Origin of the sequence: Pseudomonas sp. VE 267-6A (assembly GCF_024126555.1) — a bacterium.
Taxonomy (GTDB): domain Bacteria; phylum Pseudomonadota; class Gammaproteobacteria; order Pseudomonadales; family Pseudomonadaceae; genus Aquipseudomonas; species Aquipseudomonas palmensis.
The window spans coordinates 100934-125469 of record NZ_JAMYBY010000007.1 but is presented as its reverse complement, the minus strand read 5'-3'; the positions used below and the strand labels follow the sequence as shown (position 1 = coordinate 125469).

The window sequence follows — 24536 nt, the reverse complement described above, 5'->3', positions numbered from 1 at the left end:
TAGGGCTGCACAGACCAAAGCGTCTGGCGATTTCATCGACGAAAGCCGTCTTTGCCACCACAGGCCTCGACCCATGCTCCGACACCCTCTGCTGTCCCTCCCGTTACGCCACTGCATCGTACTGGCCAGCCTGGCCTCGCTCGGCGCCTGCGACCAGCAGGGTTTCGAACTGCTGCCACCACTGGAGCCCCCGGCGCTGGCGGCGCTGGGCGTGCAGGTGCCGGTGCAGAACGTGCACTTTCGCGACCGCGACGGCGAGGCGGTGCTGGTACTCAGCCGCCTGGACGACCAGGTCAGCGACGAGGAAACCCAGCAGGAGGTCGACCGGGTGGTGCTCACCGCCACCCTGTATGGCCGCAGCCACGACGCCCAAACCTACAAGGCGCGCTGGACCATCGAGAATGAAACCACCTGCCCGGGGCTGGACCTGGACGTGGGCTTCTATACCGACGTCAGCGGCGCCAGCGACCTGAACAACGATGGTGTGGCCGAACTGACCGTTGCCAGTCATTCCTTTTGCGGTGGCGGTGTCGACCCGCAGGACCTGCATGTGGAACTGCGCGAAGGGGCCGCCAGCTACGTGATCAACGGCCAGTCGCTGATCGCCCCGGAAGGCGAGGATGCCTTTGGCGGTGAACGCGAAGACGGCCCCACCCTCAAGGACGCACCGCCGGTGCTGCGCGAACACCTGGAGAAGGTCTGGAACAGCGTGCTCAAGCGCCCGTGGAGCGAAGCGGCGCCCGAACCGGACGATGACGACCCCGATCAGTAGCGCACGTCAGTAGGTGGCGACGGGGACTTCCACCGTATAGCGGTGCTGCGGGTTGCGTGTGTCGGTCAGGGTGTAGCGGCTCATCGAGCCGTTGTCGTTGGCCATCGGCTGGGTATCGATGTCGACGATGAACATCTGGCCACCGGTGTGCAGCGTGCCCTGGGGCGTGATTCGCGCATCGGCCGGGACGAGCAGGCCCCCCAGGTGGCCGTAGCCATTTTCATCGAAGTGATAGTCGACCAGGGCGTCGCGTCGTTGCAGGGCGAATACCTCGGGCAGGTAGGGCCGGTGGTCGATGTTCCAGTCATTGCGCAGGTCGCTCACCCAGACGCCCGGCAGGTCGAAACGGTGGCGCAGCAGGCTGTCTTCAAGCGGCACGCTGACCACCTCCAGGCAACACACGGTCTGCTTGCGCTGCTCGTCCAGCACGGCCATGCGCGTGCCGCGGGCAACCACTGCCGGCAGCATGGCGAATGCCATGTTCTCTTCGACATACCCGGCATCGGCCGCCGTGGCGAGGTTGCGCCAGCCACCGAACAGCGCCGGAGCCGGGTCGGCCATGGCCGCAAGGCCGGCCGTGGCCAGGCCGATACTCGCCAGGAGGCGATAGGGGATGCGCATCGTAGGCTCCTGCCTTATAGGGCAAAAAACGGGAAGCGCAGCGTACTATACTCAGGCACACCCCTGGCTGTGACGGGTGCCACACTTTTGCCATCGGCGCTCAAGGCTGCCGTTTGGCAGCCGACACATTGGCGACAGGAGAACAACAACCATGCTGCCGCCCATCATTCCCCTCAGTGCCGCCCCGGTCACCACGCAACACGACCCGGTCAAGCAGCCGCCGACCATCGCCCCCGTGGTGCCGGCCCAGCCCAGCGCCACCGACAGCAATATCGATTTCAAGAAGCGCGACCCGCAGGAGTCGGGGGTACTGCTGCGTGACGAGCAGCGCCGCCGCCAGGGCAAACGCCGCAAGGCCCCGGACGAAGAGCTGTACCAGGCCCTGCCGGGCGACGAGGTCAACGCCGACAACACCGTGCCGGTGGCGCCGTTGATGGGCGAACAGCCGCGCCAGGGCCTGCTGGTGGACATCGAAGTCTGAGCGGGGCTGTTCAGTGCGGGCGCGAGCCCTCATCATGGCGACTTCCGCAGTCCGTTCCACGAGCCTGAACATGAGCCAAGACGACAACCTGATCGATTTCGGCGCCGAGCGCGCCCGTCGCGTGCACGACCTCAAGGAAAAGCGCCTGAACGAAGTGCGTCAGGCGTTCGAGCAGGCAATGCCCCTGGGCAAGGGCAAGAAAAAGCCCAAGGGCAAGCCGAAGAAGCGCTGATTCTTGATGCAGGTCAACCCTGCACCCGCCTCGCGCGTCCGTTGATGGGCGCCATTGACCTCGGTCAATTTCCTCTCCCGCCCCATTCGCTACTGTTACCCCATCAGACAGGTGCAGGCGAATGGAGGCCGATATGTTCTTCGATAATGTGGTTATCGCTGGCGTTGTGACAGTCGGCCTGATGCTGCTGTTTTTCGCAGGCCTGGGTATTTTCATCTGGAAGGACTCGAACAAGCGCAAGCAGGGCTGATCCTTTCCGATACACGAGCACGCAAGGCATTTAGGGCAACTTCGGTTGCCCATTTTTTTTGCCTGGAATTTGGGGTGGCAGTACCGGGGCCTGCCGGGATGAGCCCTTTAGGCACCGGCCTTGCCGGCGCGGGAAGGCAGAAAAATTCTGGACTATAAGTAGTTAGCTAGCTAATAATTCGCATCTGACCTTTCCCGCGTATCTGTGTCTATCTTTACTTCATCGCTTCCCAAGGTTCGATCCGTGCCCATCACTCTGCAGGCCCTGCTGGCGCCCAACCGACTCGCTGTGCAATTTGCCGTGAAAACCCTGCTTGGCGGCGGGTTGGCGCTGTGGCTGGCGTTGCGTTGGGGGCTGGAGCAACCGGCCTGGGCGTTGATGACGGCTTTCATCGTGGCCCAGCCGCTGTCGGGCATGGTGCTGCAGAAGGGCCTGGCACGGCTGTTCGGCACGCTGGTCGGGACGATCATGTCAGTGGTGTTCATGGGCCTGTTCGCCCAGACGCCGTGGCTGTTTCTGCTGGCGCTGGCCCTGTGGCTGGCGCTGTGCACGGCCTGCTCGACCCTGCTGCGCAGCGCCTGGGCGTATTCCTTCGTGCTGGCCGGCTACACCGTGGCGATCATCGCCTTGCCGGCCATCAATCACCCGCTGCTGGTGTTCGACCAGGCGGTGGCACGCTGCACCGAGATCAGCCTGGGCATCATCTGCGCCACCTTGGTCAGCGCCTTGCTCTGGCCGATGCGGGTCGAGCAGCAGCTCAGCGGGCAGGCTCGCCAGGCCTGGCAAAGCGGCCTGCAGGCGGCCAGTGCGACCCTGACCGGCGAGGAGCAGGGGCGCAAGGGCCTTCTGGAGATTCTGGGGCGCATCGTCGCGGTGGATGCCCAGCGCGAACACGCCTGGTTCGAAGGCAGCCTGGGTCGCCAGCGTGCCCGGGCGATTCGCGGGCTCAGCCAGAAGCTGCTGATCCTGTTGCGCATCGCCCGTTCTGTACGCCGTCAGTGGCGCCAGCTCGACGACGAACAGGCGCAGCACATGGCCCCGTGGTTGAGCGAGGTGCAGGCCGCCCTGGCCGAGCCCGATCAGGCTGCACTGCTGGTGCTGCGCCAGCGCGTTTGGGATGCCGCCCATGACGAGCACAACAGCCCCGCGCAGCATTACTGCCTGGCGCGTCTGACCCTGCTGCTGGATAACGCCATGGCGGCGACCCTGGCCCTGCGCGCGGTGGAGGAGGGCAAGGCACCGGTCGACCTGCCCGACAGCCTGGCGGTGCACCGCGACGTGCCGCTGGCACTGCTGTTCGGCTCGCGCAGTGCGCTGGCGTTCCTGGCCATGGCCAGCTTCTGGCTGGCCACCGCCTGGTCGGCGGCGCCCGGCGGCCTGGTGCTCACCTGCGTGGTGTGCAGCCTGTTCGCCAGTCGCGAGAACGGCGCGCAGATCGGCATGAGTTTTTTGCGCGGCATCCTGCTGGCGGTGCCCGTGGCGTTCTTCGTCGGGCAGATCCTGCTGCCGCAGTGGAGCGGTTTCGCCTTGCTGTGCATGGGCATGGGGGTGCCGCTGTTCCTGGGCGCGCTGGGCATGGCCAACCCGAAAATCGGCGCCACAGCCACTTCGTACTGCCTGCACTTCATCGTGCTGGTGGCACCGCTCAATACCATGACGTTCGATGTGGCCAACTTTCTCAACAGTGCCCAGGCCATGCTGCTGGGGGTGGGCGCAGCGGTGCTGGCGTTCAAGCTGCTGGTGTTGCGCAACCCGGCATGGCACGGCCGGCGCCTGCGCGCCGCCACCCAGAACGACCTGGTACGCCTGACCCGGCGCGACCTGCGCGGCGCCGAAACCTGGTTTGGCGGGCGCATGGCCGACCGCCTGCTGCAGCTGGCGCGCCATTACACCGCGCTGCCCGAGCAGGAGCGCGGCCACTGGGACGATGGCCTGCACGGGCTGGACATCGGCGACGAACTGCTGCACTTGCGCATGTGCCTGGCGGTGGCCCAGGTGCCACCGGACGCGGCGCAGCGCGCGTATTTCCAGCAGTTGGAAAACGTGCTGGCACAGGGCCCGGGTGCCGGGCGCGGGCAGCGCCTGGATGCTGCCAGCGAAGCCTTCATCGCGGCGTTGCAGCAACGCCCCGACAGCGACCCGCTGCGTCTTGCCGTGGGCGCGGTACTGCAACTTCGACACAGCTGGGCCAAATGGTGCCGGCGACAGGAGGAACTCCATGGGGTTGCGTGAGTGGGCAATGGGCGGGGTATTGCTCAGCCCGTTTCTGATCTATGCGGTGCTGGCGCTGCTGCTGACCTTCGCGGTGCGGCTGCTGCTGCGTCTGACCCCGCTGGGGCGCTGGGTGTGGCATGAAGCCCTGTTCGACACTGCACTGTTCGTTTGTATTCTGGCCCTGGTCACCCGCGTACTGGGGCCCCTGTAAGGAGTTTGACCATGCGTACCTATGTGCGTGTTGCCGTAACCCTGTGCCTGGTGGTGGTGGCGGTGTTCGCCGGCCTCGAACTGTGGCGCTACTACATGCTCACCCCCTGGACCCGCGACGCGAAGATCCGCGCCGACGTGGTGATCGTCGCCCCGGATGTGTCGGGCTGGGTGCGCGAGCTCAAGGTGCACGACAACCAGGAGGTCAAGGCGGGGGACTTGCTGATGTCCATCGACAAGGACCGCTTCGAGGCCGCGCTGGAAAAAGCCAATGCCGTGGCCGAGACCCGCCAGCAGCAACTGCGACTGCGCGAACACGAGGCCTCGCGCCGCGCTGCGCTGGGCCCGCAGGCGATCAGCGCCGAGCTGCGCGAAAACGCCCAGATCAACGCCGCCGTGGCCCGTGGCGAGCTGCGCCAGGCCCTGGCCGAGGTCAAGGTGGCCGCGCTCAACCTGGCGCGCAGCCAGGTCAAGGCACCGCGGGACGGGCACATCACCAACCTGCGCCTGGCCGAGGGCAATTATGTGAATGCCGGGCAGCCGGTGATGGCGCTGGTGGACGACTCGACCTTCTATGTTCAGGCCTATTTCGAAGAAACCAAGCTGCCGCGCATCAAGGTCGGTGCGCCGGTCAAGGTGTGGCTGATGAGCGCCGGCGAGCCGATGCAGGGCCATGTGCAGAGCATCAGTCGCGGCATCACCGATCGCAACGCCACCCCCGACAGCCAGTTGCTGGCCGAAGTGGAGCCGACCTTCAACTGGGTGCGCCTGGCCCAGCGCATTCCGGTGCGCATCCGGCTCGACGAGGTGCCGGCGGGGGTCAACCTCAGTGCAGGCATGACCGCCAGCGTGCAGGTGCGCGAGGACTGAGGCAGCGCCTATAATCGCGCCCATCGATTTGGCACGTGGGCGAGGGAAGTACATGAGCATCACCAACAGCCCCACCTGGGCGCAACTCGAAGCGCGCTGGGATCATGGTTTCGACACCTTGCTGGCGCAGGAGCAGGAAGCCATCGCGCTGTGGTGGCTGGAGGCCGAAACCATGAACGGGCGGCTGGACCAGTATTTCTGGAACAGTGCCGGCGACCAGGCCCTGATCGCCTTGCGCGGCCTGCATGCCCTGCACATGCCGGTCACTGCCAAGGCGTTCGGTGATGCCCTGGCGCTGTTCGGCCCGCACTATCCCGAGCGTCGTGACGCGCGCATGGAGGTGCTCGAGGCGCTTGAGGCAGCGCACGGCGAGGACCTGTTCGAGGCCCCGTCGCGATTGATCCAGGACCTGCCCGAGGACTTCGTGCAGGCCGCGCTGGACCGCCTCACCGAGCTGTACAGGCACCTCTGAGGTTTCACAGGAACATCCCGCCCGACACCTCCACCCGCTGGCCGTTGATCCAGCTGCCACCGTCGCCGAGCAGCACAGCCACCGCTGCGCCGATATCATCCGGCAGGCCCACGCGGCCCAGGGCAGTGTTGCTGGCGATAAAGCCGTTCACCTGGTCATTGTCGCGCACCACACCGCCACCAAAGTCGGTCTCGATGGCACCGGGGGCCAGGATGTTCACGCGAATGCCACGCGCACCGAGCTCCTTGGCCTGGTAGCGGGTCAGCACCTCCATCGCCCCCTTCATCGCCGCGTAGGCGGCAAAGCCGGGCAGGGCGAAGCGGGTCAGCCCGGTGGAGATGTTGACGATGCGGCCCTGGTCGGCAAGCAGCGGCAGCAGCCGCTGGGTGAGAAAGAAAGGGCCCTTGAGCTGGATGTTGAGCAGGGTATCGAACTGCGCTTCGGTGGTTTCGCTGAAGCTTGCGTTGATGCCGATGCCGGCGTTGTTCACCAGAAAGTCGAACTGCCGACGGCCGAAGGTACGCTGCAAGGTGTCATCGAGGGTGGCGGCGAACGCCTCGAAGCTGGCGCTGTTGCTCACGTCCAGTTGCAACATGGTGGCGCGCACGCCTTTTTGCTCAAGCTCGGCCACCAGCGCGTGGGCCTCGTCGGCCTTGCTGTGGTAGGTGCCGATGATGTCGATGCCCTGGGCTGCCAGGTGCAACGCGGTGTTCCTGCCCAGGCCACGGCTGGCGCCGGTAATCAGTGCGATCTTGCGGGTCATGGTCGGTTCCTCGGGGTGGCTGAAGTCGAGCACATTCTATTGGTCGCTCCGGTACTGATAAATCCGCTGGATTCGGAAATACTGTTCGGCAGGGTCGAACAATGGAGGGGGCTGGATGAACACGCTGGAGCTGTTGCGCACCTTTGTGCGGGTTGCCGAACTGTCGAGCTTCACCCTGGCCGGTGAGAGCCTGGGGCTGCCGCGTTCTACCGTCTCGGAACAGGTGCGCCTGCTTGAGAGGCACCTGGGCACGCGCCTGCTCAACCGCACCACGCGGCGTGTACAGGCCACCCAGGATGGCCTGCAACTGTACGAGCGTAGCAAAGACCTGCTGTCGCGAATGGACGAGCTCGAAGGGCTGTTTCGGCCAGACCCGGCCCAGTTGCACGGTCGCCTGCGCATCGACCTGCCGACGCTGATGGCACGGCGCATCATCCTGCCGGCCTTGCCGGCGTTCATGCAGCAGCACCCGGGGCTGGCGCTGGAGATCAGTTGCACCGATCGCCAGGTCGACTTGGTGCGCGAGGGCTTCGACTGCGTGCTGCGCATTGGTGCGCTCAGCGACCTTGCGCTGGTTGCCCGGCCCCTGGGCAGCCTGCGCATGGTCAACTGCGCCAGCCCTGCCTACCTGCAGCGCATGGGGGTGCCGACACGGCTGGAGGCCCTGCGCGACCACCAGTTGATCCACTACGTACAGAACCTGGGGGGGCGCTGCCCGGGGTTCGAGTACCGACAGGGCGCCACGACGCGGTATCAGCCCATGGGCGGTGCGGTCACGGTGAACAATACCGATGCCTACGAAAGCGCCTGCCTGGCCGGGTTGGGCATCATCCAGGCGCCCTTTGCCGGTGTGCGCGAGTACCTGGAGAGCGGGCAACTGGTCAGCGTGCTGGACCAGCAGGTGCCCGAGCCGATGCCGGTGTCATTGCTGTTCGCTCGGCAGGTACACCTGCCATTGCGGGTGGCGGCGTTCATGGGGTGGCTGGAGCAGGTTCTGGCGGGGCAACTCGATCCAGTGGCAGACGCAGGCTGAACAGCGTGCCGGCCTCGCGGCTGGACACCACTTCCATGCGCCCGCCATGGGCCAGGGCAATCTGGTTGGCGATGTACAGGCCCAGCCCCAGGCCGCTTTGCGGGGTGCCGTCGAGCGGGCGCGAAAACGGCTGGAACAGTTGCGCCATCACCGCCGGGGCAATCGGCGCGCCCTGGTTGTGCACGCCCAGGGTGAACACCTGCTGCTCGATACGCGCTGATACATCTACCGGGCTATTGGCGTCGCCATGGTTCAGGGCGTTGGCCAGCAGGTTGGAGAGCAGCTGGGTGATCCGCTCGCGGTCGCAGCACATGCCGCTGAGGTCATCGATATGCAGGCGTATCACCCGCTGCGGGTAGACCCGTTGCAGCTCGGAGGCCACCTGACGCAAGGCGGTGTCCAGGTCGGGGCAGGGCTGGATGTTCACCATGATGCCGTTGCCCAGGCGCCCGCGGGCGAAGTCCAGCACATCGCGCACCAGTTCGGTGGCACGGCGTCCGGAGGCGAGGATGTGCTCGGCGATGGTTCGCGAGCGTGCATCGCCCAGGCGCTTGACCAGCAGCTCGGCGCCGGCGGTGATGGCGAACAGCGGGTTGCGCAGGTCGTGGCCGAGCACCGCGATGAACTGTTCGCGCAGCTCGGCGATGGCCAGCTCCTTCTTCAGCGCCGCCTCGGTCTGCTGGGCGGCTTCCTCGCTCTCGATCTGGATCGTCAACAGCCGCGCGAAGGACTCCATCATCGGCTGGATGGCACTGCCGGTGAGGGCGGCCGGGGCCGGATCGAGCGCGCAGATGGTGCCGAAAAAGCTGCCGTTGGTACGGAACACCGGCACCGAGATATAGCTTTCGAAGCGGTACAGGCGCGGGGTGGGGTGGTGGCAGTAGCGGGCGTCCTCGCTGGCCTTGTCGATCACGATGGTCTGGTGGCTGCCGCGAATCTCGTGGCATAGCGTGGTGGCCACGTCCAGCTCGCCGCCCACTCCCAGGCCAAAGCCCAGGTTGTCGAGCACGGCGCAGGCGGTCCAGTTGTTCTCGGTGACACGGGCCACGGCCGCAAAGCGCATGCCGGTGGTTTCGCAGATCACCTGGAGGATGGCCGGCACGGCGTTGATCCGCGCAATCGTGGCAAGGTCGGCGGTGATGGCAGTACTCATGGAACGTCCACGTGGCTGGCGGCAAGGTGAGGATGTCTGGCAGTTTAGCGAAAAAAAGGGTGTCAGGCGCAGGCGGGTTTTTAGTAACCTCTGCCTGTCGAGCTTCTCCGTCAGAGAGGGCCGCAGACGACCCGCCCCGCGTGCCAATTCCATTCACCCCGCATCTTCGACGATGCTTCAGTGAGGTTTGACATGCACATCACTTCCCAGGATATCTGCGCCGCGGCCGACCAGCTCAAGGGCTTCGTAGGCTTCAACCACAAGCTGGGCCGGCATATCGTGCGCTTCAGCGAAGACTCGTTCGGCATGGACGTGGCCGACGACAGCATCATCCCCAGCCATGAATTCGTGTGGCAGGCGAGCGGCGGCGAGGTGATGACCTTGCGCCGCGAACTGATCGAGGTGCTGCTGGCGCAGAATGTCGACGAGCGGTTGAACATCACCGAGCCGTTGCGGGTGTACCTGCGTCGCAACGACCTGCCGGAGATCGCGGCCCAGCGCCGCTTGCGGGCGTGACACAGGGCCGCAAGCCCTCGCTGCAGGAGCCGGCCATGCCGGCGAAGGCGCCGGAACGTGGTGCCTGCATTTCAGTCCGGGTAGGCCAGGCGTAGCGGCACCACCTCGCCGCGGGCCACATTGACCTTGTTGCGGCCACTCTGCTTGGCCGCATACAGCGCCTTGTCCGCCTCGTTCAGCCACACCATGGAGTCTGCGAAGCCTGGCTGGAAGCTGGCCAGGCCGATGCTCAGGCTGATGCGCAATTGCGGGAGCTGCTCGTTGCGGTACTCGTTGACCCGCTGGCGCAGGCGCTCCATGACCTGGCTGGCATGCTCCAGGCTGCACCCGGGCAGGATCACGCCGAATTCATCCCCGCCGTAGCGCCCCGGCACGTCGTCCTCGCGCAGGTTGCGCTTGAGCTCGACGCTCAGCTGGCGCAGCACGCAGTCACCCACCACATGGCCATACACATCGTTGATGGTCTTGAAGTGGTCGATGTCGATGATCGCGATCACGGCCTGGGCCGGGGCCTGCTGGCACAGCTGAAAGCGCAGTTGCAGCAGGTCTTTCCATGAGCCGTGGTTGAACAGGCCGGTGAGGCTGTCGGTGCGGCTCAGCGCACTGAGGCTGCGCTTGTGCTCGGCCAGCTTGATCGCCAGGCGGTAGCACACCCAGCCCAGCGCCAGCGGATAGAGGGTCAGCATCGGCAGGCAGGCGTACACTTGCACGGTGCTGACGTCCAGTTGCAGGCTCGGCCCGAACAGCGCCACCGCCGCCACCATGCCCAGCCCCATGGCCAGCAGCCCTTGCACAAACAGGCGCTGACCACCGGCGGCGACGTTGTTCATGCCCATCATGGCCAGGATGGTGACGCTGATCAGCGGGTTGAACTGCACGGTGCCGGCCCAGAAGCCGCCCATCAGCGAGTCGACCATCAGGTTGCGCTGTTCGGCGCGATAGGGGGCTTGCGAGCGCAGGCCGAGCTGGTAGGCCAGGTGCGGCCAGCCCAGCCCGTTGAACACCAGCAGCGCTACGACCCAGTACGGCAGCTGCAGGGGCAGCACGCCGGAGAGCACGCTGAACAGGCCGATACCCGAGCCGATGATACGCGGCAGGTAAATTCTTCTGACAAATGATAATCCCTTGCCGTTGCTGATTTGAGTCATGATTTGCCGATCTGCCTGACGCCGTTCATCGCATAATTTGCGTGAATATTGTTGAACAAAGCCGGGCTGTTCAAGAATGGCCTTGCAGGCCATTTCACAGTTGGTACGGGCAATGGGCATGCACCTGAAACGGTTAGTCGGAGTATTTGCATTCATGGCTTCCCTTGCAGCACAAGCCACCGAAACCCCCGTGCAGCCTTCGCTGCAGCAGGACGGGCGGTACCGCAACCAGGCCCAGTTGCCCCGCGACGGGGTGCTGAAAAAACTGCGCATCGGTTTCAAGTTCCTGTTTCTGAGCAAGCCTGCCGACACCCGGCCAACCCTGCCGATACCGGTGCACCCCCTGAGCCAGGCCCAGGTGCTGGCCGCGCCGGACCGCAGCCTGTGGCGCCTGGGCCATTCCACGGTGCTGCTCAAGCTGCGCGATCGTTTCTTCATCACCGACCCGGTGTTCGCCGAGCGCGCCTCACCGGTGCAGTGGGCCGGCCCGCAGCGCTTTCACCAGCCGCCGCTGGCGCTGGAGCAACTGCCGCCGATCACGGCGGTGATACTGTCCCACGACCATTACGACCATCTGGATGAACGGGCGGTGCTGGCCCTTGCCGAGCGCACCGAGGTGTTCCTTGCCCCGCTTGGGGTGGGCGACACCCTGGTCGGGTGGGGCGTGCCTGCGGCCAAGGTGCGCCAGCTCGACTGGTGGCAGGCCACGGAGGTTGCGGGCATCCAGTTCGTCGCCACCCCGGCGCAGCACTTCTCCGGGCGCGGGCTGTTCGACAGCAACCGCACCCTGTGGGCGTCATGGGTGGTGCTCGATGAGGACCTGCGTCTGTTCTTCAGCGGCGATACCGGCTACTTCGAGGGCTTCAGGCAGATCGGCGAACGCTACGGGCCATTCGACGTGACACTGATGGAAACCGGCGCCTACAACGTCAACTGGCCCAATGTGCACATGCAGCCCGAGCAGAGCCTGCAGGCGCACCTGGACCTGCGCGGGCGCTGGTTGCTGCCGATCCACAACGGCACCTTCGACCTGTCCACCCACGCCTGGCATGAACCCTTCGACCGCATCATGGCCCTGGCGGCCAACGCACGGGTACCGCTGAGCACCCCGCAGATGGGGGAGCGGGTCAGCCTGGTGCAACCGCAGCGGGGTACCGCGTGGTGGCTTCCACTGGAGCAACAGCAGGCCCAGGCGGCCGTGTTGGCCACCGGGCAGCGTTAAGGTGCGTCGCTAGGGTCGCGCCGGCCGGGCAAGGGGCGCTCGCGGCCTTTGCTCAGGGTTTCATCGGGCAGGCCGGCGTCGCTGCGAATCTGCGCATGGCTGATCAGCGCGAAGATGAAGCTGCCGCCCACGATGTTGCCCGCCAGGGTCGGCGCGGCAAAGTGCAGCCAGAACTGCTGCCAGCTCACTTCCCCGGCCCACACCAGGTACGACACCTCGACCGAGCCAACCACGATATGGGTGAAGTCACCCAGCGCCATGAGATAGGTGATCAGCAGGATGATCCAGATCTTGGCGTTCTCCATCGACGGGATCATCCACACCATGGTCGCGATCATCCAGCCCGAGATGATGCCCTTGGCAAACATCTGGCCCACCTCGTTTTCCATGACCTTGCGCCCCACTTCAAGAAAGGCGAGATCGGTCTTGGTGTCGAAGATCGGCAGGTGCAGCATCACGTATGACACCAGCACGGTGCCCACCAGGTTGCCGAACAGCACCACGCCCCACAGGCGCAACAGGCGCCCCACATTGTTGAACGTGGGTTTGGTCATCACCGGCAGCACGGCGGTCAGGGTATTTTCGGTAAACAGTTGCTGGCGCGCGAGAATCACCGCCAGAAAGCCCGCCGAATAGCCCAGGCTGGCGATCACCTGGCTGCTGTCGCCCTCGGGCAGGCGGGAATAGAACAGCCCCATCGCCATCAGCGACAGGCCCATGCTCAAGCCGGCCGCCAGTGCCGACCACCACAGCGCCGCGATGGTGCGCTGCAGTTCCTTGTCGCCCTGGGCGCGGATGATCTCGTGGAGCACAGCGGCACGTGGCGGCTGGTTGTGGCTGACCTCCTGCTCTTCGTCCGCTGACAGGCCCGGGGTCTTGCCGCTTTTCTGCTCGTTCATGGGGGAGGCTTCCGTGGTGGGCTCTGAGTAAAGATCCGCCGCCGTTCAATTAGTTGCCTAGTGCCGCAGGCTTTGTCGGCATAATTCACCCCTCTTGAATAGCGGACGTTTTTCCCATGAAACATGGATGTTGCGTCGCACTGCTGGCCGCGCAGGCCTTGACCGCAGCCATGCCCGCCCAGGCGGGCTTGGGCAGCGACGTGTTCACCGGTACCCTGGGTACCCAGTCGATCGTGCTGGAGCTCGACCGCGCCGTGGCCGAGGATGTCAGCGGGCGTTACTTCTACGTGAAGCATCACCACGACCTGCAGCTCACCGGCAGCATCCAGGGCACGCGGATTCAACTGGTGGAGGGGCATGAGCCGGCTCCGGAGGCAGGCATCGACTCGCTGCCAACACTCGCGCTGTGGCCGGCTGCCCAGGGCGGCCTGCAAGGTGAGTGGCAAAGCGCCCAGGGCAAACGCCTGCCGATCACGCTGCTGCCGGCACGACTGCCGCAGGTACCGTCGGGTGCCGATCCGTTCCTGGCCCGCCAGTACACCGACTCACCCTATGAATACCTGAGGCTGATGCAACTGCCGTTGAAGCCGGGCGAGCTTGAACACTTTCAAGGCTACCCGCTGCGCTGGCTGAGCGAGCCGTCCTCGGGGATAAGCCTGTTCGTGATCGAGGACGGTTACCCTGCGCAGCAGCTCACACGCCTCAACCAGTTGCTGCGCGCGCGCCTGTCCAGTGATGTGGTGGCCTACCACCAGTGCATGCTGCTGGGGCGCCCTGGCGGGTACTACCGGCAGACGGTGACGCCGCGGTTCATGAGCAATGCGCTGCTCAGTGTCAGCATCGTGCAGGACTACAGCTGCGACGGCACGCCGATGCTGCCCACCGATGCGCCGCTCAACCTGGCGGTGGAGTCGGGCAAGGAGCTGACCCTGGACGATGTGCTGTGGGTGGGCGAGGGCAAGCCGTTTCACTACGAGTACCAGCCTGGCCCCAACCCCGAGCAGTTCGCCACCGTGAGTTTCGGTGCCTATGTGGACTACCGCTCGCGCACCTTTGCGCCGTGGTTGCTGGAGCAGCTCAAGCAGCTTTATCCGCAGCACATGTTGGGCGAGGTGGGCGAGGACGGCTGCGATTACGCACAGGCGCAGGTGTGGCAGATGCCCACATGGCGCTTTACCCCCGAAGGCATCCAGTTCGACCCGGTGTTCGACAGCGTGCAGCGCCATTGTCGTGGGGTGGGCTGGGCGGTGCTGCCGTATCGGATCGTGAGGCAGCATGCAGGTGGGGTGGCGCTCGAACTGCCGGAGTGAGGGCGTTCAACTATGTAGCACCGCTGCAGCCGGCAGCGACTTCAAGCTCTCTGCTCCGCCACTTCAAGCAGAGAGCAGCCCATGACTATCGGTTCCACCTACAACCATCCCGCTGATGTTGCGACCCCCTTGGCGGGTAATGCCGAAGGCTGGTCGGCGCGGTTCCCCAACCCGCCCGATCTGTGTTTCGACTACCGCAGGTTGCTCGAGCAGGTCGGTGGTATCGCCCAAGCCCGTCGCGCCGAGCACCGCATTTGCATCATCGGTGCCGGCGTTACCGGTTTGACTGCCGCCCGCGAGCTGCTGCGTTGCGGCTTCCAGCACATCACCCTGATCGAAAAGTCGCAACGGATCGGCGGTCGGCACATGACCATCGTCGACCCTGGCCCAGGCGACAGGGAGCCTTCGACGCCGTTCGAAATGGGCGCCATGCGCATGCCGTTGTTCAATCGCAGTGGCGAAGCGCCGAAAGAGGGGCGCTCGTTGATGGCGTACTACGCCAGTCAGTTCGATCTGCGCTTGTCCGACTTTCCCAACCCGGGTACGCCTGCCGTACGCTCGACAGGCATCTACCTGCGTGAAGGCCTGCTGGACGGCGAGGGCGAGCCGACGCTGTTGATCTGGGACAACGCTGACGGCCGGACACCGCCACCTACGGCCACCTTGCAACAGGTACATGAAAAGTGGCGGGTGTTTGCCGACCGGATGACCGAAACCGTGGCGCAAGCCTATGGCGGCGAGCAGTGGGAAGACCTGTGGGCCGCCATTGTTGAACGCTATCAGGCAATGTCGTTTCGGGACCTGGTCAGGTTGCCGGCAATTGATGTGTGGAACCCCGAAACGCCCGGCGACTTCGGCGGCCTGGGCATGAGCGCGGCAGAGTCCGCGTTGTTCTATGCCATCGGTATCGGCGACGGCAGTTGGGGGGCTTTCTATGATGTCTGCAGCCTGTATCCGCTGCGAACGGCGATCTTCGGCTTCAGCAGCCACCTGCAACTGGTGCATGGCCGCGTGGACGAGCAGGGTGACCCGCTGGACGCGCCGCTGGTTGCCAATCAGCCTGTATACGACAGCAGAGGTCTGCCGTTCGCGTCACCTACCTACCTGGGGCTGGCCGCTCTGGATGAATGCCTGTTGTTCATGCCGGTGGCGCCAACCGGTGCATCTCCCTACCAGCACCTCAGTGCCCTGCCCAACGGGCTGCTTACCGACAGCCCGGTTACTGGCCTGCGCAAGCTGGCGAACCAGCAGATTCGCGTGCAGTACCAGTGGCATGCCAGCGACCTGCAGTCGAGCACGTTGCAGAGCGAAGACTTCGACGCAGTGATCGTCACCTTGCCTTCCTGGCTGATCGAGACATCGGTGCGTCTTGAAGGCTTCACTGCGGCAATGCTGCCTCAGCAGATCATCGATGCATACAAGACGGCGCACTGGGAAACCAGCTGCAAGGTGTATGCGCCATTGCAGAAAAGTTTTTTGCAACGTAATCAGGCCATCCCGCAAATTCTCGTTACTGACAGCTTTATCCACGATGTTTATGCCTATCGCTACAACGACCGCTATGCCAGCGACTGCATCCTGCTCAGCTACACCTGGGAGGACGACGCGACCAAGCTGGCCGCGTTCAGCGATGAGCAACTGGTGGAAAAGTGCGTGCAGGAGCTGGACCGGATCCTGTTGCGGTGCAGCAATGTGCAGGCACCGCTATCGCCGTATGTCGATACCCGCAATGCGCGGGTGCAGCGTTGGGTCACCGACCGCAATGCCCTGGGCTGCGCCAGGCTCTACCGGGCCGGCACCTACTACGATGCGCTGAGCCTGATGCGATACAGCCGTGAGCATGCCCGTCACAGCGGGTTGTACCTGGCAGGCGAGTCGTTCTCGGTGGATGCAGGCTGGACCGAGCCCTGCCTGCGTACCGCGATCGATGCCGTGATCAACCTGTGCAACGACACCGGGGCGCTGTTCAACGGCGGTTTCAGCATGGCGGTCTATCCGCACTATCGCATTCAGCCCCAGGCGTCCCGGTAGGCCTTTCCTACAGGCGCAGAGCGGCCTTGCAGCATTGTCGGAAGGGGCCGACTTGTCCCTCTTGAGGGTTGTTTTGTCCACTGGAAAGCCTCCAAACGACAACTCGAACAACAAAAAGGACACTTCCATGCCTGCACCCTCTGTCCCGGTCAGCCCCGTGCGTATTGCCGTGATCCAGTTCGACCCGCAGGTCGGGCTGGACCAGTGCGACAACAACTTGTGCAAAGGTCTGCAGCTCGCCGAAGAGGCGGTGCATGACGGCGCCAACCTGATCGTGCTGCCCGAGCTTGCCAACACCGGCTACACCTTCGAGACCCGAGCAGAAGCCTATGCGCATGCCGAAACCCTCGATGAAGGTCCCAGCATCAAGACCTGGCGCGCCTTCGCCCGGGAGCATCAGGTATACCTGGTGGCAGGATTTGCCGAGCGCGATGGCCTCAAGCTGTATGACAGCGCGGTGCTGTTCGGCCCCGACGGGGTGCTGGGGCATTACCGCAAGGCACACCTGTGGAACCAGGAAAAGCTCTGGTTCAGCCCCGGTGATCTGGGCTTTCCGGTGTTTGAAACCCCGATCGGCCGGATCGGCCTGATGATCTGCTGGGACGTATGGTTTCCCGAGGTGCCACGCCTGCTTGCGTTGCAGGGTGCAGACATCATCTGCAGCCTGAACAACTGGGTGTGGACACCGCCCCCGCTGTTCGATGCCAGCGGCAGGTGCATGGCCTCGTACCTCACCATCACCGCGGCCCACGTCAACAATGTCTACATTGCCGCCGCCAACCGCATCGGCAGCGAGCGTGGCGGGCGTTTTCTGGGGTGTTCGCTGATCGCGGGCACCAATGGCTGGCCGTTGGGCAAGGTGGGGGGCGCCGAGGACGAGTGCATCCTGTATGCCGATGTCGACCTCAGCACTGCACGCAGCGCGCCGGTCTGGAACAGCCTGAATGACCTGCCACGGGACCGTCGCACCGATTGCTATGGCGCGATGCTGGGTTATGACCAGCATCCAGCGCTGCCGCGCTGAGGAGTCGCCATGGACAAGTCAATCGACAAGGTAGAGGCGAGCTTTCTGCCTTTGCTGCTGATGTGCGTGTGTGTGTCGCTGGGCACCGGGGTGTTCATCGAGGTCATCAGCGGGCGTGCGGCATCCTGGGTCGGGGTATGGCCCGATTACGCGCACATGGTCGCCAACCTGCACGAGCCGCTGGCGCGGTTGCGCTGGATCGTCGGCGATATCAGCGAGGTAGCGTTCTACAAGCATGAGCTGCCGGCGATCGGGTTGCTGCTGGGCGCCGCGCTGGCCCATTGGGCGCACCGCACGGGCCGGGCATGGCAGGGCTTTGCGATCTGCTATGGCACCGGGTTGTGGCCCTGGCTGGTGACCAGTTCGCTGCTGGGGCTGGTGTTCAGCCATGTGCTGTGGGGCTGGACGCTCAGCGCCAGCACCTGGCAACCCACCTTCGTCGCGTTCGTCTCGCTGCCGGCGGCGATGGTGCTGCTGTTCGGCGGCGGCTGGAAGGTCGCGATCAATGGCGCGTTGCTGGGGGCACTGCTGGTGACGCCAGCGAGCCTGCTGCTGGTCAATTACCTGTGCTACCCACTGGGCTTGCCGGTGGTGATCGGCAATGTTGGCGGCATGGCCGTGGCGAGTGTGCTGGCGTTCATGCTGTGCCAGCGGTTTGCAGGCCTGGTGCGCTCGACGCCGCCTGTCGATGCGCCGCCACCGGCACCGGTCGTCGAGAGAGCGACACCGCACCACGGCGTTGGCTGGACGCTGCGACGGGTGCTGGCCGACTTCAGCGAGGCGCCGTTCTTCGGCAATGAGCTGGCCAGCCTGGGCTTGTTGCTCGGCGTGCTGGCGGCCTACCTGCTGTCGCCGGCCGGGCCGGCCTACGGCTCCCAGCTGGTGCTGGAGATGGTGGGCGGGCAGGCGCTGGCGTCGCTGATCGGCGTGCTGTTGTGGCGCAGGCAATGGATGCAGAGGGGGTGGTACCCGACCTATATCCCGATCGTGTCCGTGGTGCCGGCGGCGGTGCTGACATTGGGTGGCACGTGGGAGGTAGTGGTGCTCAGCGCCGGCCTGGGCGCGGTGATGGCCCCGCCATTGGCGGTCGCAATCAGCCAGCGCCTGCCCAGCCATCTGCATGGGTACATTGGCAACGTGCTGTCGATGGCTGCCTGCACGCTGATGATCCTGCCATTTGTGGGGTGGCTGACGGGCGCCGGGTAAGCGCTGAAGGGCGGGGTGATGTAGTGTTACGGCAGGATCCCGCCTTGAGGCTATGCCATGACAGCTTTTGTACAGCCTTTGAACGATAAGGAAATGACCCGTCTTGATGGTTTTCTGCTCAAGTACGGTAACGATGAAGCCATCCTCACGCTCTCGGAGCTGGATGGCTTTCTGGTGGCGCTGGCCAGTTCGCCCGTGTTGTTGACGCCCAACGAATGGCTGCCCGAAGTGACCGGCGGCAGAGCGCCGCGGTTCAAGAAGCCGGCCGAGGCCGAGGCGTTTTCGGCGTTGTTGATGCGCTACATGAACAACGTGGCGGGCGAGCTCAGTGAGGCGTGTGATGCCTTCGAACCGTTGTTTCTCGAAGACGAGTCCGAGCCTGATCCGCAGGTGGTGGTGGAGGAGTGGTGCTTCGGCTATTTGCGGGGTGTGCAGGTAGCGCGCTGGCCGGCGCTGCCGCCGGTGCAGGTGCGGCACCTGGAGGCGATTGCGCTGCATGGGCTGGACGAGAACATCGAAAAAGTCGAGGCGTTGCAGCCGCAGGAGCATGCGGCTTCGGTCGAGGCCGTCGTGATCGGTTTGCGGGCGTTGTATCGGTTTTTCGATTCGCAACGCGGGTAGCCATCGCGCGACCCTCTGATTTGCCGACGCCATCGCGGGTCAAGCCCGCTCCCACAAAGTGTTTGCGCCCTCCTGTGGGAGCGGGCTTGCCCCGCGATGGGCTGTCTGCCAACCCTAATCTTGTTGTAATTCCAGGTAATCAATGACACTGCATGTACTGTTCGTGTGTACTCAGAACCGCTTGCGCAGCCCCACGGCTGAACAGGTGTTTGCCGACTGGCCGGGGGTGGAGACGGCCTCTGCCGGTGTGGGCAATGATGCGGACGTGCCGGTGGGCAACGAGTTGCTGGCGTGGGCAGACCTGGTGATCGTGATGGAACAGGCGCACCGCAAGAAACTGTCGGCGCGATTCCGCTCGGTGCTGGGCGACAAGCGCATCGTTTGCCTGGGCATCCCGGACGACTATGGGTTCATGGCGCCGGAGTTGGTTGAACTGTTGAAGGCCAGGGTGCCGCAGTTTTTGCCGGATCAACTGTAGTAGTGCGCAAGGTCTGCTGGCCTCTTCGCCAGCAAGGCTGGCTCCTACCGGGTTCCAGCGTGACCCTGGCTGACTGACGCCAGCAGGCGCAGCGACCAACAGCATGCGAAAACCTCTGAAAAAAGCCAGGCACAAAAAAGGCCGCCTTGCGGCAGCCTCTTTTTGCAGCATCCACGCGCGGGAAATCAATCCCAGCTCAACGCGCCGCCAGTCTGATACTCGATAACCCGCGTCTCGAAGAAGTTCTTCTCTTTCTTCAAGTCCATGATTTCGCTCATCCATGGGAACGGGTTGGTGGTACCTGGGTACTCTTCCTTCAGGCCGATCTGCGACAGGCGACGGTTGGCGATGAACTTGAGGTAGTCCTCCATCATCGCCGCGTTCATGCCCAGCACGCCGCGTGGCATGGTGTCGCGTGCGTATTCGATTTCCAGCTGAGTACCCTGCAGGATCATCTGCGAGGCCTCTTCCTTCATCTCGGCATCCCACAGGTGCGGGTTTTCGATCTTGATCTGGTTGATCACGTCGATACCGAAGTTCAGGTGCATCGACTCGTCACGCAGGATGTACTGGAACTGCTCGGCAACGCCGGTCATCTTGTTGCGACGACCCATCGACAGGATCTGGGTGAAGCCGCAGTAGAAGAAGATGCCTTCGAGTACGCAGTAGTAGGCGATCAGGTTGCGCAGCAGCTCCTTGTCGGTCTCGACGGTGCCGGTGTCGAACTCCGGGTCCGAGATGGCACGGGTGTAGCGCAGGCCCCAGGCGGCCTTTTTCGCGACCGAAGGGATCTCGTGGTACATGTTGAAGATCTCGCCTTCATCCATGCCCAGCGATTCGATGCAGTACTGGTACGCGTGGGTGTGGATCGCCTCTTCGAACGCCTGGCGCAGGATGTACTGGCGGCACTCGGGGTTGGTGATCAAGCGGTACACGGCCAGTGCCAGGTTGTTGGCAACCAGCGAGTCGGCGGTGGAGAAGAAGCCCAGGTTGCGCATGACGATGCGACGCTCGTCGTCGGTCAGGCCTTCGGGGGTCTTCCACAGGGCGATGTCCGCGGTCATGTTGACCTCTTGCGGCATCCAGTGGTTGGCACAGCCATCCAGGTACTTCTGCCAGGCCCAGTCGTACTTGAACGGTACCAGCTGGTTGAGGTCGGCGCGGCAGTTGATCATGCGCTTCTCGTCGACCGCTACACGGGCAGCAGAGCCTTCCAGCTCGGCCAGGCCTTCGGCGATGTCGAGATCGTCCAGGGCCGCCTTGGCGCGCTTGACCGCGTCGGAGTCGGCGGCGGTCACTGCACGGGCTTCCTGCGCGGCCACACCGCCAGCGCTGTCGAGCTTGTCGATGCCCGCTTCAGCCACCTGAGAGGCGGTTTGACCTTTGGCGGCGACTTCGCCGTCTTCGTTTTCGAATTCGTCCCAGCTCAGCATGATGGGTCTCCTGCTTGAGGGCCATGAAAGAGTATGGCCGGTTGGATCTAGGGTTGCGCTGCTCGCGGTTAAGGTGTGCACGCAAAATCTTGGAATGCTTCCGGGGGCGCAGCCCCTCGGGGAGGGCGGGGTGACCCGCACCTGGGTGTTCGGCGATAGAGGCCGGTGGTTGTGCCGACCTCTTCGCTGGCAAGGCCAGCGCCTACAGGGTAGGCGCAAGGCACCGCTTGCAAGCGGCGCCTTCAGGCCTTACTGGCAGGCTTCGCAGTCTGGCTCGTCGATCGCGCAGGCTTTTGGCACTGGGGCAGGGCCGGCTGGCGCTGCTGCCTGGACCGGGGCGCTGTCGCCACCGCTGGACACGGCGTTGAGCTTGCCGGTGCTGATGGTCGACTTCTCGGTGCTGGTGGCGGCCAGGGCACGGAGGTAGTAGGTGGTTTTCAGGCCACGGTACCAGGCCATGCGGTAGGTCACGTCCAGCTTCTTGCCCGAAGCGCCGGCAATGTACAGGTTCAGCGACTGGGCCTGGTCGATCCACTTCTGGCGACGGCTGGCTGCATCGACGATCCATTTGGTCTCGACTTCGAACGCGGTGGCGTACAGGTCCTTGAGCTCCTGCGGAATACGCTCGATCTGCTGCACCGAACCATCGTAGTACTTCAGGTCGTTGATCATGACCGAGTCCCACAGGCCGCGGGCCTTCAGGTCGTGGACCAGGTACGGGTTGATCACGGTGAACTCGCCCGACAGGTTCGATTTCACGTACAGGTTCTGGTAGGTCGGCTCGATCGACTGCGAAACGCCGGTGATGTTGGCGATGGTCGCGGTCGGTGCGATGGCCATGATGTTCGAGTTGCGAATGCCTTTCTGCACGCGGGCACGCACCGGTGCCCAGTCCAGGCTCTCGTTCAGGTCGACATCGATGTACTGCTGGCCACGTTGCTCGATCAGGATCTGTTGCGAGTCCAGCGGCAGGATGCCCTTGGACCACAGCGAACCCTGGAACGTCTCGTAGGCGCCACGCTCATCGGCCAGGTCGCAGGAGGCCTGGATCGCGTAGTAGCTGACCGCTTCCATCGACTTGTCGGCGAACTCGACCGCAGCGTCCGAACCGTACGGGATGTGCTGCAGGTACAGCGCGTCCTGGAAGCCCATGATGCCCAGGCCCACAGGGCGGTGCTTGAGGTTCGAGTTGCGCGCCTGCGGCACGGAGTAGTAGTTGATGTCGATCACGTTGTCGAGCATGCGCACGGCAGTGTTCACGGTGCGTTGCAGCTTGGCGGTGTCCAGCTTGCCGTCGACGATGTGGTTCGGCAGGTTGATCGAGCCCAGGTTGCAGACCGCGATCTCGTCCTTGTTGGTGTTCAGGGTGATCTCGGTGCACAGGTTCGAGCTGTGGACCACGCCCACGTGCTGCTGCGGCGAACGCAGGTTGCACGGGTCCTTGAAGGTCAGCCAAGGGTGGCCGGTCTCGAACAGCATCGACAGCATCTTGCGCCACAGGTCTTTGGCCTGGACGGTCTTGAACACCTTGATCTTGTTGTACTCGGTCAGGGCTTCGTAGTACTCGTAGCGCTCTTCGAAGGCCTTGCCGGTCAGGTCGTGCAGGTCTGGTACTTCGCTTGGCGAGAACAGGGTCCACTTGCCGTCATCGAAGACACGCTTCATGAACAGGTCGGGGATCCAGTTGGCGGTGTTCATGTCGTGGGTACGACGACGGTCATCACCGGTGTTCTTGCGCAGCTCGATGAATTCTTCGATATCCAGGTGCCAGGTTTCCAGGTAGGCACAGACCGCGCCCTTGCGCTTGCCGCCCTGGTTGACCGCAACAGCGGTGTCGTTGACCACCTTGAGGAAGGGCACGACGCCCTGGGACTTGCCGTTGGTGCCCTTGATGTAGGAGCCCAGTGCACGCACAGGGGTCCAGTCGTTGCCCAGGCCACCGGCGAATTTCGACAGCATGGCGTTGTCGTGGATCGCGTGGTAGATGCCCGACAGGTCGTCCGGCACGGTGGTCAGGTAGCAGCTCGACAGCTGCGGACGCAGGGTGCCGGCGTTGAACAGGGTCGGGGTCGAGGCCATGTAGTCGAACGACGACAACAGGTTGTAGAACTCGATCGCACGGGCTTCCTTGTCTTTCTCTTCCAGCGCCAGGCCCATGGCCACGCGCATGAAGAACACCTGTGGCAGCTCGAAGCGCACGCCATCCTTGTGGATGAAGTAGCGGTCGTAGAGGGTCTGCAGGCCCAGGTAGGTGAACTGCTGGTCGCGCTCGTGATTGATCGCCTTGCCCAGACGCTCCAGGTCGAAGTCGGCCAGGGCAGGGTTGAGCAGTTCGAACTGCACGCCCTTGGCCACGTAGGCAGGCAGCGCCTTGGCGTACAGCTCGGCCATTTCGTGGTGGGTGGCGCTGTCGGCCACTTCGAGGAAGCTCAGGCCTTCGGCACGCAGGGTGTCCATCAGCAGGCGGGCGGTGACGAACGAGTAGTTCGGCTCGCGCTCTACCAGGGTACGGGCGGTCATCACCAGGGCGGTGTTGACGTCCTTGATGGCCACGCCGTCGTACAGGTTCTTCAGGGTTTCGCGCTGGATCAGCTCGCCATCGACTTCGGCCAGGCCTTCGCAGGCCTCGGTGATGATGGTGTTCAGGCGGTTCATGTCCAGCGGCGCGAAGCTGCCGTCGGCCAGGCTGATGCGGATGCTCGGGTGCGGCTGTACCGAGGCGTCGGCCGGAGTGCGGGTGGCACGCTCCTTGGCACGCTGGTCACGGTAGATCACGTAGTCACGGGCGACTTTCTGCTCGCCGGCGCGCATCAGGGCCAGTTCGACCTGGTCCTGGATCTCTTCGATATGTATGGTGCCGCCCGAAGGCATGCGACGCTTGAAGGTGGCGGTGACCTGCTCGGTCAGGCGGGCGACGGTGTCGTGGATGCGCGACGAGGCGGCAGCGGTACCGCCTTCAACTGCGAGGAACGCTTTGGTGATGGCCACGGTGATCTTGTCGTCGGTGTAGGCGACGACAGTGCCGTTACGCTTGATCACGCGCAGTTGGCCGGGGGCGGTGGCAGCCAGATCCTGGTTCGAATCAGCGGCCTGCGGCGCCAGCGCCTGCGGGTTCTCGCGAGTTGTGTCGGTTTGCATGGGTGTCTCCACGTTCTCTATGTTTGTTCAGATGCCTTTTGGGCACCTACCGTTCCGTCCGAAAGCTCGCCAACTTGCCCACCGGCGCATGCGCGCCTGGCCGGGCAGGGTCTACCGACTTCGGGACAGATCAGGAAAAAAAGGGGCAATCGCTTGCCGCTCCCTGGCCGAAGTCAAAGGTTCTGGGCCACGGCCCAAAAACTGTTGCTGACGGGGTTGCACTTGCAACACCCGTACCCGAAACAAGGCCCATCGCGGGCTTGCACCGGTCGCCTTCCGCAGGAGCGGTTTGGCTGCGAATTTCAATCAAAGTTCAAGCAAAAAAAGCGCCTCTGAAGGCTTGAGTTCTCTGCTCCACTTGTGCTTGGATTTTTGTTCAAAACCCAACATGTAGTGTTTTGTCGCGCTGGGGATACAAGATAATGCGGTATCGGGGGTA

24 protein-coding genes are annotated in these 24536 nt (G+C 64.1%); 17 read left to right on the top strand and 7 right to left on the bottom strand.

The annotated features are described in order from the left end of the window. Window positions 1–73: 73 nt before the first annotated feature. Window positions 74–772 (top strand): M949_RS01915 family surface polysaccharide biosynthesis protein, encoded by a 699-nt coding sequence (locus NJH59_RS10010; protein ID WP_058540983.1) that lies wholly within the window; start codon window positions 74–76, stop codon window positions 770–772. A gap of 6 nt (window positions 773–778) precedes the next feature. Here NJH59_RS10010 and NJH59_RS10005 read toward each other — a convergent pair whose 3' ends face one another. Continuing rightward, window positions 779–1393 (bottom strand): hypothetical protein, encoded by a 615-nt coding sequence (locus NJH59_RS10005; protein ID WP_253086733.1) that lies wholly within the window; start codon window positions 1391–1393, stop codon window positions 779–781. 151 nt (window positions 1394–1544) lie between these two features. On the opposite strand from NJH59_RS10005, the gene NJH59_RS10000 reads away from it, so the two are divergent. The 7 genes from NJH59_RS10000 (at window position 1545) to NJH59_RS09975 (ending at window position 6122) form a co-directional block, all read left to right on the top strand. Continuing rightward, the gene (locus tag NJH59_RS10000) at window positions 1545–1874 is read left to right on the top strand and encodes a hypothetical protein (RefSeq protein ID WP_043862600.1); all 330 of its coding nucleotides are present in this window, start codon (window positions 1545–1547) and stop codon (window positions 1872–1874) included. Window positions 1875–1944: 70 nt separating this feature from the next. Next, window positions 1945–2106: a hypothetical protein gene (locus NJH59_RS09995; RefSeq protein ID WP_088513942.1), complete on the top strand. Its 162-nt coding sequence runs from the start codon at window positions 1945–1947 to the stop codon at window positions 2104–2106. 133 nt (window positions 2107–2239) lie between these two features. Then, complete coding sequence (gene ccoM / locus NJH59_RS25500; RefSeq protein WP_043862641.1) at window positions 2240–2356, top strand: cytochrome c oxidase subunit CcoM; 117 nt, start codon at window positions 2240–2242, stop codon at window positions 2354–2356. Between the two features lie 243 nt (window positions 2357–2599). Next, on the top strand, window positions 2600–4588 hold the full coding sequence (locus NJH59_RS09990) for an FUSC family protein (RefSeq protein WP_253086732.1): 1989 nt from the start codon (window positions 2600–2602) through the stop codon (window positions 4586–4588). Further along, window positions 4575–4781 (top strand): DUF1656 domain-containing protein, encoded by a 207-nt coding sequence (locus NJH59_RS09985; RefSeq protein WP_043862598.1) that lies wholly within the window; start codon window positions 4575–4577, stop codon window positions 4779–4781. The genes NJH59_RS09990 and NJH59_RS09985 overlap by 14 nt, the downstream gene beginning before the upstream one ends. Window positions 4782–4792: 11 nt before the next feature. Continuing rightward, window positions 4793–5650: an HlyD family secretion protein gene (locus tag NJH59_RS09980; RefSeq protein WP_043862597.1), complete on the top strand. Its 858-nt coding sequence runs from the start codon at window positions 4793–4795 to the stop codon at window positions 5648–5650. 52 nt (window positions 5651–5702) lie between these two features. Further along, window positions 5703–6122 carry a DUF4375 domain-containing protein gene (locus NJH59_RS09975; protein ID WP_043862596.1) on the top strand — a complete coding sequence of 140 codons (420 nt, stop codon included), beginning with the start codon at window positions 5703–5705 and terminating at the stop codon, window positions 6120–6122. A gap of 4 nt (window positions 6123–6126) precedes the next feature. Here NJH59_RS09975 and NJH59_RS09970 read toward each other — a convergent pair whose 3' ends face one another. Continuing rightward, a complete protein-coding gene (locus NJH59_RS09970) occupies window positions 6127–6885 on the bottom strand; it encodes an SDR family oxidoreductase (protein WP_078480543.1) in 759 nt (252 codons plus the stop codon). Between the two features lie 115 nt (window positions 6886–7000). Between NJH59_RS09970 and NJH59_RS09965 the strand changes: the two genes are divergently transcribed. After that, entirely contained in the window at window positions 7001–7918 is a 918-nt protein-coding gene (locus tag NJH59_RS09965; RefSeq protein WP_236176567.1) for a LysR family transcriptional regulator, read from the top strand. On the opposite strand, the gene NJH59_RS09960 is transcribed toward NJH59_RS09965, so the two are convergent. Beyond that, window positions 7857–9071, bottom strand: coding sequence for an ATP-binding protein (locus tag NJH59_RS09960; RefSeq protein WP_043862593.1), 1215 nt, complete (start codon window positions 9069–9071; stop codon window positions 7857–7859). The genes NJH59_RS09965 and NJH59_RS09960 overlap by 62 nt on opposite strands. 192 nt (window positions 9072–9263) lie before the next feature. Here NJH59_RS09960 and NJH59_RS09955 point away from each other — a divergent pair, with 192 nt between their 5' ends. Next, entirely contained in the window at window positions 9264–9587 is a 324-nt protein-coding gene (locus tag NJH59_RS09955) for a DUF2025 family protein (RefSeq protein ID WP_043862592.1), read from the top strand. A gap of 71 nt (window positions 9588–9658) precedes the next feature. Here NJH59_RS09955 and NJH59_RS09950 read toward each other — a convergent pair whose 3' ends face one another. Continuing rightward, entirely contained in the window at window positions 9659–10735 is a 1077-nt protein-coding gene (locus tag NJH59_RS09950; RefSeq protein ID WP_043862591.1) for a diguanylate cyclase, read from the bottom strand. Between the two features lie 154 nt (window positions 10736–10889). On the opposite strand from NJH59_RS09950, the gene NJH59_RS09945 reads away from it, so the two are divergent. Then, complete coding sequence (locus tag NJH59_RS09945; RefSeq protein ID WP_253086731.1) at window positions 10890–11957, top strand: MBL fold metallo-hydrolase; 1068 nt, start codon at window positions 10890–10892, stop codon at window positions 11955–11957. Here the strand turns inward: NJH59_RS09945 and NJH59_RS09940 are convergent. Next, a complete protein-coding gene (locus NJH59_RS09940) occupies window positions 11954–12856 on the bottom strand; it encodes a formate/nitrite transporter family protein (RefSeq protein ID WP_043862589.1) in 903 nt (300 codons plus the stop codon). The two genes, NJH59_RS09945 and NJH59_RS09940, sit on opposite strands and share 4 nt — an antisense overlap. Before the next feature lie 116 nt (window positions 12857–12972). Between NJH59_RS09940 and NJH59_RS09935 the strand changes: the two genes are divergently transcribed. The 6 genes from NJH59_RS09935 to NJH59_RS09910 all read left to right on the top strand — a co-directional run bounded on the left by NJH59_RS09935 (window position 12973) and on the right by NJH59_RS09910 (window position 19526). Continuing rightward, window positions 12973–14166 (top strand): hypothetical protein, encoded by a 1194-nt coding sequence (locus NJH59_RS09935; RefSeq protein WP_253086730.1) that lies wholly within the window; start codon window positions 12973–12975, stop codon window positions 14164–14166. Between the two features lie 81 nt (window positions 14167–14247). Next, window positions 14248–16197, top strand: a complete 1950-nt coding sequence (locus NJH59_RS09930; RefSeq protein WP_253086729.1) for an FAD-dependent oxidoreductase — start codon at window positions 14248–14250, stop codon at window positions 16195–16197. 127 nt (window positions 16198–16324) lie between these two features. After that, window positions 16325–17221 (top strand): nitrilase family protein, encoded by an 897-nt coding sequence (locus tag NJH59_RS09925; protein WP_253086728.1) that lies wholly within the window; start codon window positions 16325–16327, stop codon window positions 17219–17221. Between the two features lie 9 nt (window positions 17222–17230). Continuing rightward, on the top strand, window positions 17231–18427 hold the full coding sequence (locus NJH59_RS09920) for a hypothetical protein (protein ID WP_253086727.1): 1197 nt from the start codon (window positions 17231–17233) through the stop codon (window positions 18425–18427). A gap of 57 nt (window positions 18428–18484) precedes the next feature. Further along, window positions 18485–19048 carry a UPF0149 family protein gene (locus NJH59_RS09915; protein WP_116052140.1) on the top strand — a complete coding sequence of 188 codons (564 nt, stop codon included), beginning with the start codon at window positions 18485–18487 and terminating at the stop codon, window positions 19046–19048. Between the two features lie 148 nt (window positions 19049–19196). Beyond that, window positions 19197–19526, top strand: coding sequence for a low molecular weight protein tyrosine phosphatase family protein (locus tag NJH59_RS09910; RefSeq protein ID WP_229590066.1), 330 nt, complete (start codon window positions 19197–19199; stop codon window positions 19524–19526). Window positions 19527–19711: 185 nt separating this feature from the next. On the opposite strand, the gene NJH59_RS09905 is transcribed toward NJH59_RS09910, so the two are convergent. Together NJH59_RS09905 and NJH59_RS09900 are read right to left on the bottom strand one after the other, a co-directional pair. After that, complete coding sequence (locus tag NJH59_RS09905; RefSeq protein ID WP_043862583.1) at window positions 19712–20959, bottom strand: ribonucleotide-diphosphate reductase subunit beta; 1248 nt, start codon at window positions 20957–20959, stop codon at window positions 19712–19714. 249 nt (window positions 20960–21208) lie between these two features. Beyond that, window positions 21209–24097 carry a ribonucleoside-diphosphate reductase subunit alpha gene (locus NJH59_RS09900; RefSeq protein ID WP_043862582.1) on the bottom strand — a complete coding sequence of 963 codons (2889 nt, stop codon included), beginning with the start codon at window positions 24095–24097 and terminating at the stop codon, window positions 21209–21211. Window positions 24098–24536: the final 439 nt, after the last annotated feature.